The organism is Pseudomonas sp. ICMP 561, from assembly GCF_002699985.1.
GTDB lineage: Bacteria > Pseudomonadota > Gammaproteobacteria > Pseudomonadales > Pseudomonadaceae > Aquipseudomonas > Aquipseudomonas quasicaspiana.
In genome coordinates, this window is record NZ_LKBT01000001.1 from 1 (window position 1) to 14304 (window position 14304).

At 55.4% G+C, this 14304-nt stretch carries 12 protein-coding genes and 1 pseudogene; 11 read left to right on the plus strand and 2 right to left on the minus strand.

What is annotated here, in order from left to right; all coding sequences use genetic code 11:
• The 3 genes and pseudogenes from AO242_RS29530 to AO242_RS00010 form a co-directional block, all read left to right on the plus strand.
• Window positions 1-353, plus strand: a pseudogene (locus AO242_RS29530) (hypothetical protein); the annotation flags it as partial.
• Window positions 354-451: 98 nt separating this feature from the next.
• Window positions 452-1339 carry a threonine/homoserine exporter RhtA gene (rhtA, locus tag AO242_RS00005; protein ID WP_099267201.1) on the plus strand — a complete coding sequence of 296 codons (888 nt, stop codon included), beginning with the start codon at window positions 452-454 and terminating at the stop codon, window positions 1337-1339.
• A gap of 177 nt (window positions 1340-1516) precedes the next feature.
• Window positions 1517-1816 (plus strand): hypothetical protein, encoded by a 300-nt coding sequence (locus tag AO242_RS00010; protein WP_099267202.1) that lies wholly within the window; start codon window positions 1517-1519, stop codon window positions 1814-1816.
• Window positions 1817-1863: 47 nt separating this feature from the next.
• Here AO242_RS00010 and AO242_RS00015 read toward each other — a convergent pair whose 3' ends face one another.
• Window positions 1864-3672 carry an aminopeptidase P family protein gene (locus AO242_RS00015; protein ID WP_099267203.1) on the minus strand — a complete coding sequence of 603 codons (1809 nt, stop codon included), beginning with the start codon at window positions 3670-3672 and terminating at the stop codon, window positions 1864-1866.
• 57 nt (window positions 3673-3729) lie between these two features.
• Entirely contained in the window at window positions 3730-4908 is a 1179-nt protein-coding gene (locus AO242_RS00020; RefSeq protein ID WP_027899257.1) for a cysteine desulfurase family protein, read from the minus strand.
• 884 nt (window positions 4909-5792) lie between these two features.
• On the opposite strand from AO242_RS00020, the gene AO242_RS00025 reads away from it, so the two are divergent.
• Genes AO242_RS00025 through rfaH form a run of 8 tightly spaced genes read left to right on the plus strand, consistent with a single transcriptional unit; the run spans window position 5793 to window position 14207 of the window.
• Complete coding sequence (locus AO242_RS00025; protein WP_027899256.1) at window positions 5793-6587, plus strand: hypothetical protein; 795 nt, start codon at window positions 5793-5795, stop codon at window positions 6585-6587.
• Window positions 6588-6620: 33 nt separating this feature from the next.
• A complete protein-coding gene (locus tag AO242_RS00030; RefSeq protein WP_099267204.1) occupies window positions 6621-7742 on the plus strand; it encodes a DegT/DnrJ/EryC1/StrS family aminotransferase in 1122 nt (373 codons plus the stop codon).
• Window positions 7743-7747: 5 nt separating this feature from the next.
• Complete coding sequence (locus tag AO242_RS00035) at window positions 7748-9262, plus strand: lipopolysaccharide biosynthesis protein (RefSeq protein WP_099267205.1); 1515 nt, start codon at window positions 7748-7750, stop codon at window positions 9260-9262.
• A 3-nt stretch (window positions 9263-9265) separates the two neighbouring features.
• A complete protein-coding gene (locus AO242_RS00040; protein WP_027899253.1) occupies window positions 9266-10192 on the plus strand; it encodes a glycosyltransferase family 2 protein in 927 nt (308 codons plus the stop codon).
• The gene (locus tag AO242_RS00045; protein ID WP_099267206.1) at window positions 10182-10631 is read left to right on the plus strand and encodes a low molecular weight protein-tyrosine-phosphatase; all 450 of its coding nucleotides are present in this window, start codon (window positions 10182-10184) and stop codon (window positions 10629-10631) included. The genes AO242_RS00040 and AO242_RS00045 overlap by 11 nt, the downstream gene beginning before the upstream one ends.
• Entirely contained in the window at window positions 10632-12842 is a 2211-nt protein-coding gene (locus AO242_RS00050; protein WP_099267207.1) for a polysaccharide biosynthesis tyrosine autokinase, read from the plus strand.
• A gap of 46 nt (window positions 12843-12888) precedes the next feature.
• Window positions 12889-13689, plus strand: a complete 801-nt coding sequence (locus AO242_RS00055) for a WbqC family protein (protein ID WP_099267208.1) — start codon at window positions 12889-12891, stop codon at window positions 13687-13689.
• A gap of 5 nt (window positions 13690-13694) precedes the next feature.
• The gene (gene rfaH, locus AO242_RS00060; RefSeq protein WP_099267209.1) at window positions 13695-14207 is read left to right on the plus strand and encodes a transcription/translation regulatory transformer protein RfaH; all 513 of its coding nucleotides are present in this window, start codon (window positions 13695-13697) and stop codon (window positions 14205-14207) included.
• Window positions 14208-14304 lie beyond the last annotated feature (97 nt).

The following is a 14304-nucleotide window of genomic DNA, read 5'->3' on the forward strand; positions in this document are numbered from 1 at the left end:
CCGAGGCGCGCATTCTACAGCAGCCTCTGTATCTGTCAAGCGGTTATTTTAAGAAGTTTTCAAAGTTTCCTTATCAACCTCAACCACTTGCGCTTCGATCAACATCACGTTGCTCGTTAGCGGGAGGCGAATTCTACAGCGTTACAATCTGCTGTCAACTGCCTTTTTTACCGCTTTCGATCAACTTCATCGAAGCCTCTTCTTCGCTAACCGAATCGTCCAACTCATTGATTATCAAGGAGTTTTTCGTTCTGTCTGCGCCAGAAGAGGTGCGAATTATAGAGAGATTCGAGAGGCCGTCAACCCCTAATTTCAGTTTTTCCAAAAAAGCTAAAAAGATACTGCTTATATAGAAGAACAACCCGCCATGAGCATTATATTGCGCAATATAATCTTCTTAAGCATCATATAGCCTTTGAACCAACTGCCCGCTGACTGGAACACCCTCCCCATGAGCAACAACCTGCGCCCCCTTTCCCACACGCTATTCCCTATCGGACTACTGCTCATTGCCATGGCATCCATCCAGACCGGGGCATCAATGGCGAAGACGCTGTTTCCTCTGGTAGGTGCGCAGGGCACGACTTCTTTAAGGTTGATCTTTGCCAGCGTTATTCTGCTGCTGGTACTCCGCCCATGGCGCGCCAGATTCACTGCGAAGTCGTTGAGAACAGTCCTGTTCTACGGCATCGCTCTGGGCGGCATGAATTTCCTCTTCTACATGTCTTTGCGCAGCGTCCCGCTAGGCATTGCCGTAGCCCTGGAATTCACAGGGCCGCTGGCTGTTGCTTTGTTTGGTTCACGCAGGCCACTCGACTTCGTCTGGATCGCGCTGGCCGTAACGGGATTGTTGCTGCTCATTCCGACCGGCGCAGAAAGCGCGAGCCTGGATATGACCGGGGTGGCTTATGCCTTAGGCGCGGGGGTTTGCTGGGCAGGCTACATCCTGTTCGGACAGAAGGCGGGCGAAGATAACGGCATTCAGACGGCAGCGCTGGGCGTACTCATTGCTGCCCTCTTCATAGCGCCGATTGGTGCCGTGCATGCAGGATGGGCGCTTCTCGATATTGGCTTGATTCCTACCGCTATAGGCGTAGCCATCTTGTCCACTGCCCTCCCTTATAGCCTGGAGATGGTCGCACTGACCCGGATGCCTGCACGAACATTCGGGACCCTGGCGAGTCTGGAGCCGGCATTCGGAGCGTTATCAGGCATGCTTTTTCTTCACGAAAATCTGACCCTCACTCAATGGCTGGCCATTGGCGCGATTATCCTGGCCTCAGCGGGCGCAACCCTTACAGCACGGCGAGACACCGCGCGATTAGTCCCTGTCGATTGAGGACTCTTTTGCTCAAATATGAGATGTCACTGGCATTTGTAACGATGTTAAGCCATGTTTACGACATGGCGACGCCGAAGCCGTTTCTGGCCATCGGCAGAATGCCAAATCATCTGACTGAGTAATCGCATCCGGGCTGGGCACTGGCGCTCAATGAAGGCCAGAGTAAGGAAGGCAATGAAGTACATTTTTATAGCGCTGACGACACTTATAATTACAGGCTGCGCAGCCACCTCGGCCCCTATCAAGCAGACCAAGCGGGGAATCCATATCAACTGCTCAGGTCTGTCGTCTTCGTGGCAAAAGTGCTACGAAATGGCAACTGACTCCTGCATTTCGAAAAACTATCGAATCATCGCCAAGTCAGGCGACGGGGTTGAAGACCCCGGCGACTATCCTTTCGGTTTGAACCCCGCCGGCTACACCAGTCGCAGCATGATTATCATCTGCAAAAAACCTGCAAAAGCCGCTGACTAAAGGAAAGTATGGCGGCTGTATTCACCGCCATATAAACCTCGAGCAGATCAGACCGCCACAGTACGCATTCGCAGCCACTCAAGCGCTGCGCCCTGCAACAGTGGGCTCAAGCGCTGATTCACCTGAGCGTGATAGTCGTTCAACCATTCACGCTCATCCTGCGTCAGCAGCCCGATCTCCAGGCATCGGGTATCGATCGGGCATAAGGTCAGGGTTTCGAACCTGAGGAAGTCGCCGAACTCCGTGCTCTGCGCCTCACGATTGATCACCAGATTCTCGATTCGGACACCCCATCGACCCGAACGATACGTACCAGGCTCAATAGACGTAATCATGCCTGGCAACATAGCGGTTTGAGGCGTAGCCGGAGCCTGATAGGCAATAACCTGCGGTCCTTCGTGGACGTTGAGGAAATAGCCAACACCATGTCCAGTGCCATGACCATAGTTCACGCCTTCAGACCAGATTGGCGCCCGGGCGATGGCATCCAGCAGCGGCGACAGAATGCCTTTAGGGAAATGTGTACGGGATAACGCGATCAGGCCTTTGAGTACTCGAGTGCAATCACGCTTCTGCTCTTCACTTGGCGTACCAACAGGAACCATGCGCGTGATATCGGTCGTGCCCCCCAGATATTGCCCACCGGAATCAATGAGCAGCAGCCCGTCCCCCTCGATCTGCGAAAACTCTTCAGGGGTAGCACGATAATGCGGCATCGCTCCATTGCCATTGAACCCGGCAATGGTCGCAAAACTGGGCGATATGTAACCTGGACGGCGCTGGCGAGCCTGCCCCAGCTTTTCATCAACAGTCAGCTCGCTGACAGGGTCGTGACCCAATGCAGAATCAAGCCAGCAGAAGAATTCGCACAACGCCGCGCCGTCCTGCTCCATGGCCTGACGGATGTGAGCGGTATCGGCTTCACTCTTCTGGGACTTGAATAAGGTAGTCGGGTTGAGGCCCTCCACCAGCGTGACTTCTGCATCCAGGTAATCCAGCAGTCCACAGGTCACCCGGGCAGGATCAACCAGCAGGCGAGCTTCTTTAGGCACTTCACGCAAGGCTGCGCCAATCTGGGTGTACTCCAGCAACGTAACGCCGTCCTGCTCGAGACTCAGGCGTACGCCTGCGCTCAGCTTGTCCGAGTCAACAAACAGACTGACGCTGTTCGGTCCGATAAGAGCGAAGGAAATGAACACGGGATTGTAGGAGACATCTGAACCGCGCAGATTGAACAGCCAGGCAATGTCATCAAGCGTGGCGATGAAATGCCAGTCCGCACCACGCTCGGTAATGACCTGACGCAGACGAGCGAGCTTTTCCCCACGCTTCACAGAGGCCTGAGGCGGCAAATGCTCATAAACAGGGCTGACGGGTAACGCAGGTCGGTCTGTCCACAACTCAGTCAGCAAATCCAGGTCAGTACGCAACCTCGCGCCACGCTCATAGAGCTTGCTCGCCAGAGTCCGGGAAGAGGCAACCGCCAATACAGCACCGTCGACGGCCACGACCGTTTCGGCTTTGGCCTGATCAGCCAGCCACTCCAAAGGCCCTTGCTGCCCTGGCTGGAGCTTGACCAGTTCAATGCCGCTGCCAGCCAGCTCTTTGGTGGCTTGCTCCCAGTAACGGCTGTCCGCCCATAGTCCGGCGAAATCCTGAGTAACGATCAGCGTTCCGACCGAACCATGAAACCCCGACAACCATTGTCGCCCCTGCCAGTAGCCTGGCAGGTATTCGGAAAGATGCGGGTCGGCTGAAGGCACCAGATAAGCATCGATACGCTCGCGACTCATCAAGGCCCGTGTCTGCGCCAGACGTTGCGCGACGGCTGCGCTGGGTTTCGATTGCGTACTCATTGGTTCTCCTGCTGACCCGATAAATTAATCTCTTGCGGGCAGATAATGGAGCACCAATCAGGACTGAGCAACCGCCCAGAACGCAGGTTGTACCCTTGCAGCCTTGATCAGCGACGCTGCGCGCTCGATTTCTTCTTGAGTGGTAAAGCGTCCGAGGCTCAGGCGAATGGTTTGGCTGGCCGCCTTGGCGTCATGACCCAGCGCCAGCAAAACATGTGACGGGGTGTTTTTTGCCGAGTTGCAGGCAGACGTCGAGGAGAAAGCCAGACCGTGGCCCAGGACCGCAACGTCCAGATCACTGTTGCCAAATGTCAGACTCAAGGTATGAGGAATGCGCTGAGCCGCGTCGCCATTGATACGCAAGCCGGAGACATCGGCCAGCCGAGCACATAAAAGCTCGTTCAAACGCTGAATATGAGCAGTCTCTTCGTCAAACAGCGCCTGCGCCAACGCAAAGGCTGCGCCCATACCGGCAATCTGATGCGTTGCCAGCGTGCCTGAACGCAGGCCACTCTCGTGTCCCCCACCATGAATCTGCGCTTCTACACGCTGTTCGGCTCGCGGCCCGACATACAGCGCACCAATACCTTTGGGACCATAGATCTTGTGCGCCGAGAACGACATCAGGTCCACCGCCAGTTCGGCCAGATCAATCCTGACCTTGCCAGCCCCTTGAGCAGCGTCAACATGGAACAGTGCCCCATGCTCGCGCACATGCCGACCGATCTGTGCAATATCGGTGAGCGTCCCCAGCTCGTTGTTGACCAGCATCAACGACACCAGAAAAGTATCTTCACGCAGAGCAGCGGTCACTGCCTCGGGAGCGATCAGGCCATTCGCATCAGGTGCCAGGTAAGTAACTTCAACACCCGCCAACTGCAGCTGATGCGCGGTATCCAGAATCGCCTTGTGTTCGATCAGGCTGGTAATAATGTGCCCGGCGCTACGCCCATGACGCTCTGCATAACCTTGTGCGACGCCCTTCAGCGCCAGATTGTTCGACTCGGTCGCACCCGAAGTCCAGATGACCTGCTCCGCCTGAGCCCCCACCAGATCAGCAACCTGCTGCCGCGCAATATCAACGGCAGATCGCGCTTCGCGGCCATAAGCATGTGAATTGGAGGCCGGGTTACCAAACGTGCCAGACCTGCCCAGGCATTGCACCATGACCTCAATGACACGCTCATCAACGGGAGTGGTAGCAGCGTAGTCAAAATACAGCGCAAGATTTTTCATCAAACCACCTTCAAATGCGCAGCCCGGAACGCCGGACTGTTTGCGTAATACGAGTCGCGATTCCTGCGACGCTCAAACTGAACCTGTGGAGCATCATGCATCAACAGACATAGATCAAAAAATTATTAATTAATATTTGCTTATTCAAAAAAGACATATACAAGCAACTGTCTCTAGAACTCCATGATACTCCACGCACATTCCATGCCCAACAGCAGGAGTAACAAGCCCCTGTCAGTACTGACCGGCACCCTTCTAGCGTCTATAGATATATTCAAAGGGAGTGAATATCAATCATTACACTCGTTTGAATAATATTATGTTTCCTTTAAAAATTTATATAACCCTCTCTTTCGCCGACGAACTTCTGGCGTTATAAAAACGATAACGGCGTTTAGAGCCTTCAGTTTATGAAAATTGTAAGAGTGCCCAAAAACCGTCACTGCACCGAAGCAGTGCGCGCAATGTTTTTTTGACTCCTTATAAATCAACAACTTGAGATATATTTAAAACCACTTATCAAAAACTTAACAGAATGTTGACGAAATAATTTGACAGAAAGCCAGGCGAGAACGATATATACGCATGTCAGACATTTCCTTTTCAGTGCAGTGTTACCAAAGAGTAACGCGCAGGAAATATCGAGCCAACACACTTCTTGAAATGCCTCACGTTAGTTATCTGCACGGCGCACTTTAGCGCCGGTGGTCGTCCTTTGATTAACAGAAAAGAGCCCAGCTGCTGAGAGCAGTCGGAATGGCGGTAGCGTGGCCCGGGAATCTGCGCCACGTGACGGGAAATACGCTCAAGACCTCCACGCACTGGATCAAAGGATTCGGGCGGTAGCGTGGACGAGCTCACCTTCAATATCAGGGATTGAATTGATGCCATCTTCATTTGCCATGGATCAGCCGCAGATAAAGCAGATTGCTGAGCAGATCGATGCTCAGGGGTTCTGCCAGATAAGCGGCGCACTCAACGCCAACGACCTGCAACTGCTGCGCACCTACACCCAAGCCGAGGCGACACTGCATCGGGGTGAGTACTTCGCTCACCACGGTAAGCAGTTACTGTCGCAAAGTTCGCTGTCATCGCTGTGGGAGTCTGCGGACTTCCAGCAAATGCTGGCCGGCCTTTATCGCTCAGCCACCGGCGTGGAGCCCGCCAGCACCGAAATTTTTCCGGTACTGCGCTGTGTTCAAGGCAACCAGGGGCGTCGTGAATCCAACTGTTTTCATTTCGATGCCAGCCTGGTTACCGTGCTGGTGCCTGTGTTCATCCCTACCGAAGGGGATGATCGCGGTGACCTCATGCTGTTTCCCAACCTGCGCAAAGTACGGCATAACGCGGTATTCAACGCCGTTGAAAAAGCGTTATTGCAGAACGCCTTCAGCCGCAAGTTACTGGTCATGGCCATCCAGCGAGGCTGGCTCAAGCCCGAAACACTGACGCTCAAACCGGGCGATATCTACGTGTTCTGGGGCTACCGAACACTGCATGCCAACAAGCCCTGCGGCCCCGCGATTACCCGGGCGACGGCAATCTTCCATTTCGGCGATCCCCATGCCGGCAGCCTGACCACGCGGCTGATCCTGAACATCAACCAACGTCGCGCCCGACGCGCCAGCATCAAAGCGGGCGCAGTCCCCACGGCAGTCACACCCGGCAAATCGCTCTGACACCTGCGTTAAACGTCAAACATGGAGGCTTCGATGATCAACGTGACCAAGACATACCTGGGCGATATCAGCAAATTCAAGGCTTATGTAGAAGGCATTTATGCCCGGGGCTGGCTGACCAATCACGGACCTCTGCTGGGCGAACTGGAAGAACGCCTTAAAGAATATCTGGGCGTCAAACATATCATCCTGACCAACAACGGGACGCTGGCGTTGCAAGTGGCTTACCGTGCGCTGAACCTTGGTGGCAGCGCGGTCACTACCCCCTTCAGTTTTGTCGCGACCAGCAGCTCTTTGCAGTGGGAAGGGATACGGCCATTGTTTGCCGACATTGATCCCGCCACCTGGAACATCTCGCCGGACCACATCGAAAGCCGCATCGAGGCCGATACAACCGCTATCGTCGGCACCCACGTATTCGGCAATCCCTGTGCTGTCGAACGCATTGAACAGATTGCGCTCAAGCACAAACTCAAAGTGATCTATGACGGTGCCCATGCTTTTGCCGTGCGTCATGCGGGCCAGTCGGTGCTCAATTGGGGCGATGTCAGCACCTTGAGTTTCCATGCCACCAAACTTTTCCACACCATTGAGGGCGGCGCGATCATCACCAATGATGACGAAATAGCCAAACGTGCCTATCTACTGTGTAACTTCGGTATCTCTGACGTAGACAAGATTGACAGTATTGGCATCAACGCCAAGCTCAACGAATTTTCTGCCGCCATGGGTCTTTGCATCCTGGATGACATCGAGAACATTCTTGAAGAACGGGCCGAAATTGCTTACCGCTATACATCCCGCCTGGAAAACTATCTGGATCTGCAGCAAACCGAGGCAGACAGCCAGCTCAATCACAGCTACTACCCGGTAGCCCTGCACAACGAACAACAATTGCTGCGCATACGCACTGCACTCAACCATCGGGACATCAATCCACGACGCTATTTCTATCCGTCGCTGGATACCCTTGAGTACCTGCAGCCTCAGGTTCCCCAGTGCGAATCCCGTGCGTTGAGCGAACGCGTACTGTGCCTGCCGATCTATCCCGGTCTGCAAAAAAGCGATCAGGAAAAAGTCATCAACACACTGCTCGAAGAGTGCAGCGTCAGTAGCGCGCGCTACCGCAGCCCGCTCATCGCCCGAGCGATGTAATCAACATGGCGCAGAGTCGCTCGGTCGTTCGCAATACCGCACTCAACTATGTCGGTCAGGCCTACGTTCTGCTGGTGGGAATTCTGATCATGCCGTTCTACCTCGGGCACCTGGGTGCCGAGGCTTATGGTTTGATCGGATTCTTCGCCGTTATGCAGACCTGGTTGCTGCTGCTCGATGCGGGTTTGTCACCCAGCCTGGTGCGTGCCGTCGCCCACCAGCAGGGTACGCTTGCCCGCGAACGCAGCTCGGGGCAGTTGCTGCGTTCGTTCGAAATCATTTTCCTGCCAATGGCGCTGCTGTGTTGCATCGGTATCTACCTCAGCAGCCCCTGGATTGCCCTGCAGTGGCTCAACGCTAAAGACCTGCGGCCCGAGACACTGATCAACTGCATCAGCCTGATGGGGTTGGTGGTTGGCCTGCGCCTGTATGCAACCTTATATAAAAGCGGCATTCAGGGCCTTGAACAACACGCGTGGCTGAATATCGCCAACATCATCATTGCGACACTGCGTTATTTCGGCGGCCTGGTGTTAGTCAGTACCTACTCTCAGGACCCCGAGGACTACTTCAGATTCCAAGTCCTGGTCGGGCTGATCGAGACCCTGATGTTTGCTGCCCGGGCGTATCAGCAAATGCCCACCCCGCACTTCTTCACAGGTTTCAACTGGCAGTTGGTCAAGCCGATTATCCCGTTTGCCGCCAGCATGACCCTGACGTCAGTGCTGTGGATTGTGCTGACCCAGATGGACAAGGTGTTGCTGTCCGACCTGCTGCCGCTGGATCAATACGGCTATTTTTCGCTGGTGACCCTGACCACCACCGGCATCATGATGCTCACCAACCCACTGGTGCAGGCGTTGTTACCGCGCATGACGGTGATGGTGGCCGAGGGTCGTCAGAGTGAGATGAACGTCCTGTTCCTGGCCGCAAACCGCTTTGCCTGCACGTTTCTGTTTCCGCTGGCCGCCCTGATCGGCTTGCATGGCAAGTACCTGATCTATGCCTGGACCGGCGACTGGGTCGCGGCGCAATGGAGCCATCAGATTCTGTGCTGGTATTCCCTGGGCAGCGCGATCATGGCCGTCAGCGCCTTTCAGTTTTACCTGCAGTACGCCTATGGGCAGATAAGTCTGCATATCTGGTACAGCGTGGTTTCCGCCATAGTCACGGTACCGGTGATGTTCTTCGCCATTCGTTACCAAGGCGCCTATGGCGCGGCCATCTCTTGGTTTCTTCTGCGCGTGGTGTCGTTCGCCATCTGGCCGATGATCGTTCACCGCCGTCTGGCTCCCGGCATCCATGGCCAGTGGTTGCGAGACATTTTACGGATCAGCGTGATGACAGCAGTAGGTCTGACCCTCAGCGAACCCTTGTTCCTGCTGATCGCCGGGGATGATCGCCTCAGCGTGTTTCTAGGCTTGGCAGTCAGCGGCCTGATCACCCTATTGATCGTCGCCGCCAGCTACAAACCGGTGGCAGCCAGAATTTTCGTCTTGTTCAGCAAACCGAGTACATGAGCCATGGATGAGATTACAAAAACTGACCCAAGCGCACCGCCATTACTGAGCATCGTGTGCCCGGCCTACAACCAGGAAGACTTCATCGCTCAGACACTGGACAGCTTTCTCGCTCAGCAGACGACCTTCAATTTCGAAATCCTGATCAATGACGATGCCTCTACAGATGGCACGGCACGGATCATCGCCGAGTACACCCAACGTTACCCGCACATCATTCGGCCCTTCTATGAGCAGGTGAACCAGTTCCAGCATGGTCGGCCTTGTGTGCCCGGTCTGTTTGCCAAGGCGCGCGGTCACTACATCGCCTATTGCGAAGCTGATGACTATTGGACCGACCCACACAAGCTGCAGATCCAGGTGGACTTCCTCGAAGCTAACCGGGACTACGTGATGACCTATCACGACGCCATGGCCTTCGATAAAAACGGTCTGCGAGGCATTCAGCTAAAAGGCAATCTGCGCAGCGATGCCAGTGCTCTGGACCTGCAGAAAGCACGACCGATTTCGACCCTGACGGTGTGCTTTCGTAATCTGCTGAGCACCCTGCCGCCCGAGCTAATGATGCCCGTCGCGCCGCTCAATGACATGTGCTGGTGGTCGCTGTTGGGCGCCTTTGGTAAAGGCAAGTTTATGGCCGAGATCAAACCGGCGGCGTACCGGGTGCACCCGGGCGGAATTTTTTCCATGCGCAGCAACAAACGCAAATTGCACATGAGCCTGCAGACCAGCAGCAGCCTGGCCAACTATTACCAGCGCATTGGCAATCAGGCCCTGTACGAACACTTCCTGAAACAGGTCTTCTGCCTGTCCCTGGCAGCACTCGGCCCGATGCACAAAGTCCAGGCGCTGCTGATGGCCATCCGCAACATGAGCGTCAATCTGCGCAGGCGTCTGCTGCCATCGATCAGCAAAGGCCATGTTCAGTAACGTGCTGGTGATCTGCGTTGGCAACATCTGCCGCAGCCCCATGGCCGAGGCGCTGTTGCTCCAACGTATCGCGCCGCATGTGCAGGTGACTTCGGCAGGAACACACGCGGTTCTCGGCTCGCCGATGGACCCGCTGGCGCAGGCGGTATTGCAAATGCATCAAGTCCGGACACCTCGACATCAAGCCCGTCAGGTAGAGAGAGCCATGCTGCACCGCGCCGAACTGATTCTGCTGATGGAGCCTTCGCAGTTGAACAGCGTGCTGAAGCTGGCTCCTGAAGTACGTGGCAAAACGTTTCTGATTGGCAAATGGCAGCAACAGCTGGAAATCGCCGACCCCTACCGGCAACCCCAATTAGCCTTTGAACAGACCTACGAGCAGCTCTCGAGATGCGTCGACGACTGGCTACCTTTTCTTCAGTCAGGAGAAACAAGATAAATGACCGCTATGAACCGCTCTTCCCTGGACTACTACCAGGACTCCCGGATCGATCTGGCAACTATCTTGCGCACATTATTCGACCACAAGGGCCTTATCCTTTTGATCGTCGGGCTCTTCAGTCTGGCGGGCGTGGCCTATGCGGTGCTTTCCACACCGATCTATCAGGCCAACGCAATGATCCAGATCGAGCCGAAAAAAATCGGTATCGAGGGCACACCCGAGGTCTCCGGCAAACCCATGTCGGTGTCTCAAGCCACGACTGAAATTGAACTGATCAAATCCCGGGCGGTGCTGGGCAAAGTGGTCGAAGACCTCAAGCTCAATATCGTGCAACTTCCGAAACTGTTCCCGGTGATTGGCCCTTATTTGAACCGCACGTTCAAGCAGGAGACGCCCAACGCACTGGCGGAGCCTCTGTTTGGCCAGACTGCCTACGCCTGGGGCGGAGAGAAGATCGACGTGTTTCAGCTCGACGTCCCGGAAGGCCTGCTCGGCGAAAGCCTGATTCTGGTTGCAGGAAAACCGGGGTTCTTTTCTCTTTATGACGAAGACCGTACGTTGATTCTGAGTGGTGCCATCAACCAGACCGTCGAGGGCAAAGGCGCAAAAATACAGGTGGCTGCGCTCAATGCACGACCAGGCACTGAGTTCATCGTCGCCAAACTGCGCACGCTGACGGCCGCACTGATTTATCAGGACCGCCTGAAAATCACCGAAGCAGGCAAGGATTCCGGGATCATCTACCTCGCCATTCAGGACCCCGATCCAGAGAAAGCCAATCACATCCTCAATGAAGTCAGCCGCCTATATGTGCGCCAGAACGTTGAGCGCAGCTCGGCCGAAGCTGCGCAACGCCTGGAATTCCTGCGCTCCCAACTGCCTGCCGTACGCAAGCAACTGGAAGAGTCGGAAATGGCCCTGAATGACTTTCAGACCAGCGCCAAATCCGTGGACCTGAGCATCGAAACCAAAGGCATCCTGGATCAGGTGGTCAAGCTGGATTCGATGCTGTCCGAACTCAAGCTAAAGCGCGTCGAGATAGAGCGTCTGTACACCCGCGAACACCCGACCTATCGCGGCCTGATGAATCAGATGAGCCAGCTGGAAGCGCAGAAACAGGGCCTGCTGAAGAAGATCGAAGCGCTGCCCGTTACACAACAGGAACTGCTGCGCCTGACCCGCGACATGCAGGTCACCAGCCAGACTTACACCCTGATGCTCAACAAGAGCCAAGAGCAAGACATCCTGCGTGCAGGCAGTATCGGTAACGTCAGGATCATCGACAATGCCGACGCCAACGTCGAACAGCCGGTCAAACCGATGAAAAAACTCATCGTGCTGCTGGCTGCATTGCTCGGCGTTGTCGTGGCAGTTGGCACCGTCTTCGTCCGCCAGGCGTTCTATCGCGGCGTGGAAAACCCCGAAATCATCGAAAATATTGGCATGCCGGTCTACGCGTCGCTGCCCTACTCCCGCCAGCAAGACCGACTGGAAAAGAACAGTCAGGGACGCAGCAAGGAATCGAAACTGCTGAGTGTTTCTGCACCCACCGAGCTGGCCATCGAATCCTTGCGCAGCCTGCGTACCAGCCTGCACTTCGCGATGCTTGAGGCGCGTAACAACGTCCTGATGATTTCCAGCCCGTCGCCCGGCGCTGGCAAGTCCTTCGTATCCAGTAATCTGGCGGTGATCATTGCCCAGGCTGGAAGGCGCGTGCTGCTGATCGATGCCGATATGCGCAAAGGCTACCAGCACAAGATCTTCGGTCTGAACCCCAAGCACGGTTTGTCAGACACTCTGGCAGCTCGCGTGAAAAGCACGGACGCCATCAATCACACCGAGGTACGCAACCTCGACGTGATGGCCTGCGGCTTCGCAGCGCCGAATCCTTCTGAGCTGTTGATGCATGACAACTTCAACAAAATGCTCGCCGAGCTTTCCCCGCTCTACGACCTGATTCTGGTGGACACACCACCGATTCTGGCCGTCACCGACGCCACCCTGGTCGGGCGTCAGGCGGGCACGTGTCTGCTGGTGACCCGCTTCGGCCTGACCACGGTTAAAGAAATCGAAGCCTGCAAACGTCGGCTTGGCCAGAACGGCGTGCTGATCAAAGGCGCGATCTTCAACGGTGTGCTGCGCAAGGCATCCACCGCTGACTATGACTGCGCCGCTTATGGCTACAACTACAGCCCGGTCCGTAAATAGCACCCAGTCGCGCACCTTATTTCCCCGCATGCTCAAGGAGTTACACATGACACGGACGATCGCGATGATGCAGCCCTATCTCTTCCCCTATCTGGGCTACTTTCAGTTGATTGCAGCGGCGGACGTTTTTGTCCTCGGTGACGATCTGCAATACATCCGCTCCGGATGGGTCAATCGCAATCGCATCCTGAACAACGGTGAAGCGAAGCTGATGACCTTCCCGTTGAAGAAAGACAGCTTCGAACTGCCGATCATGAAACGCCAATTGTGCGACAACTTCAGTGATGAGGCTGATCGATTGGTCAACCTGATCTCCCAGAGCTACCGCAAGGCGCCGTACTTCGATCAGGTCATGCCTTTTCTGGAGCGCTTGATTCGCTTCCCGCAGACAAACCTTGGCGTCTACACAGAGCACACGATTCGCGAGCTGTGCGCTTACCTGCATATTCTTACGCCCATTCTGCGCGGTTCGGACCTCGAACTGGTGTCCTGCCTCGACAAACAGGACCGTGTCATCAACGTCTCACGCGTCTTCACGGCCACCACGTTTCTCAATCCCATCGGTGGCGTCGAGTTGTACGACCGTAATCACTTCGCACGTCAGGGATTATTGGTTCGTTTCTTCAAAATGGACCCCATCGTCTACCCACAACTGAACCAGCCTTTTGTACCCAGCCTGTCGATCATCGACGTGCTGATGTTCAACAGCGTGGAGCAGATCCAGGCGATGCTCGCCTGTTACAGCGTCTGCGATGGCGTGCAGCCCAGCGAAACCAACCAAACGGCTGAACTGGCCAACCAGGGCGACGCCAATACCATCAAGCCTGCCCACGCTGCTGCGGAGTGATTGCCATGTCTTTGAGTAACCCAGCCCGCTGGTACCTGATTCAGACCAAACCCCGCCAGGAAGCACGCGCCGAGGAACACCTGCAGCGTCAGAATTTCGAGTGCTATCGCCCGTTCAAGCCTGGCGATACGAAAAAGCGCAGTGCTCGACCGATGAATCAGGAGGAACTGTTCCCCGGCTATCTATTCATTCGCATGGATCAGATCCATGACAACTGGTACCCGATCCGCTCCACCCGGGGTGTTGCCAGAATCGTGACATTTGGTGGCCACCCGGTGCCGGTGCAGGACGAACTGATCGAGCAGATTCGCCTGCGCCTGAGCACTCCTGCCCCAAAGGCCGAGTTCAGGTACGGCGAACATGTGCTGATCAAGGCGGGCGAGCTGTGCGATATCGAAGCGATATTCCTCGCCTGCGATGGCACCGAGCGCGCCGTCATCCTGCTCAACCTGCTGCAACGCGAACAGAAAGTGGTGCTGCCGATGAGCAGTTTGCTGCGGATGGAAGCACGGGTTTGACGCTCGCTGCACCTGAGCCCACTTCTTGTTGCCCTGATCTGAAATGAGATCCCTGCCCACACCGGGGCAGCGCCTGTCAAACAAATGCAGTTACCTG

Bases quoted from the DNA above. Each gene is read 5' to 3' on its own strand.
- rhtA (WP_099267201.1), top strand. From the start codon at position 452: ATGAGCAACAACCTGCGCCCCCTTTCCCACACGCTATTCCCTATCGGA.
- AO242_RS00010 (WP_099267202.1), top strand. From the start codon at position 1,517: ATGAAGTACATTTTTATAGCGCTGACGACACTTATAATTACAGGCTGC.
- AO242_RS00015 (WP_099267203.1), bottom strand. From the start codon at position 3,672: ATGAGTACGCAATCGAAACCCAGCGCAGCCGTCGCGCAACGTCTGGCG.
- AO242_RS00020 (WP_027899257.1), bottom strand. From the start codon at position 4,908: ATGAAAAATCTTGCGCTGTATTTTGACTACGCTGCTACCACTCCCGTT.
- AO242_RS00025 (WP_027899256.1), top strand. From the start codon at position 5,793: ATGCCATCTTCATTTGCCATGGATCAGCCGCAGATAAAGCAGATTGCT.
- AO242_RS00030 (WP_099267204.1), top strand. From the start codon at position 6,621: ATGATCAACGTGACCAAGACATACCTGGGCGATATCAGCAAATTCAAG.
- AO242_RS00035 (WP_099267205.1), top strand. From the start codon at position 7,748: ATGGCGCAGAGTCGCTCGGTCGTTCGCAATACCGCACTCAACTATGTC.
- AO242_RS00040 (WP_027899253.1), top strand. From the start codon at position 9,266: ATGGATGAGATTACAAAAACTGACCCAAGCGCACCGCCATTACTGAGC.
- AO242_RS00045 (WP_099267206.1), top strand. From the start codon at position 10,182: ATGTTCAGTAACGTGCTGGTGATCTGCGTTGGCAACATCTGCCGCAGC.
- AO242_RS00050 (WP_099267207.1), top strand. From the start codon at position 10,632: ATGACCGCTATGAACCGCTCTTCCCTGGACTACTACCAGGACTCCCGG.
- AO242_RS00055 (WP_099267208.1), top strand. From the start codon at position 12,889: ATGACACGGACGATCGCGATGATGCAGCCCTATCTCTTCCCCTATCTG.
- rfaH (WP_099267209.1), top strand. From the start codon at position 13,695: ATGTCTTTGAGTAACCCAGCCCGCTGGTACCTGATTCAGACCAAACCC.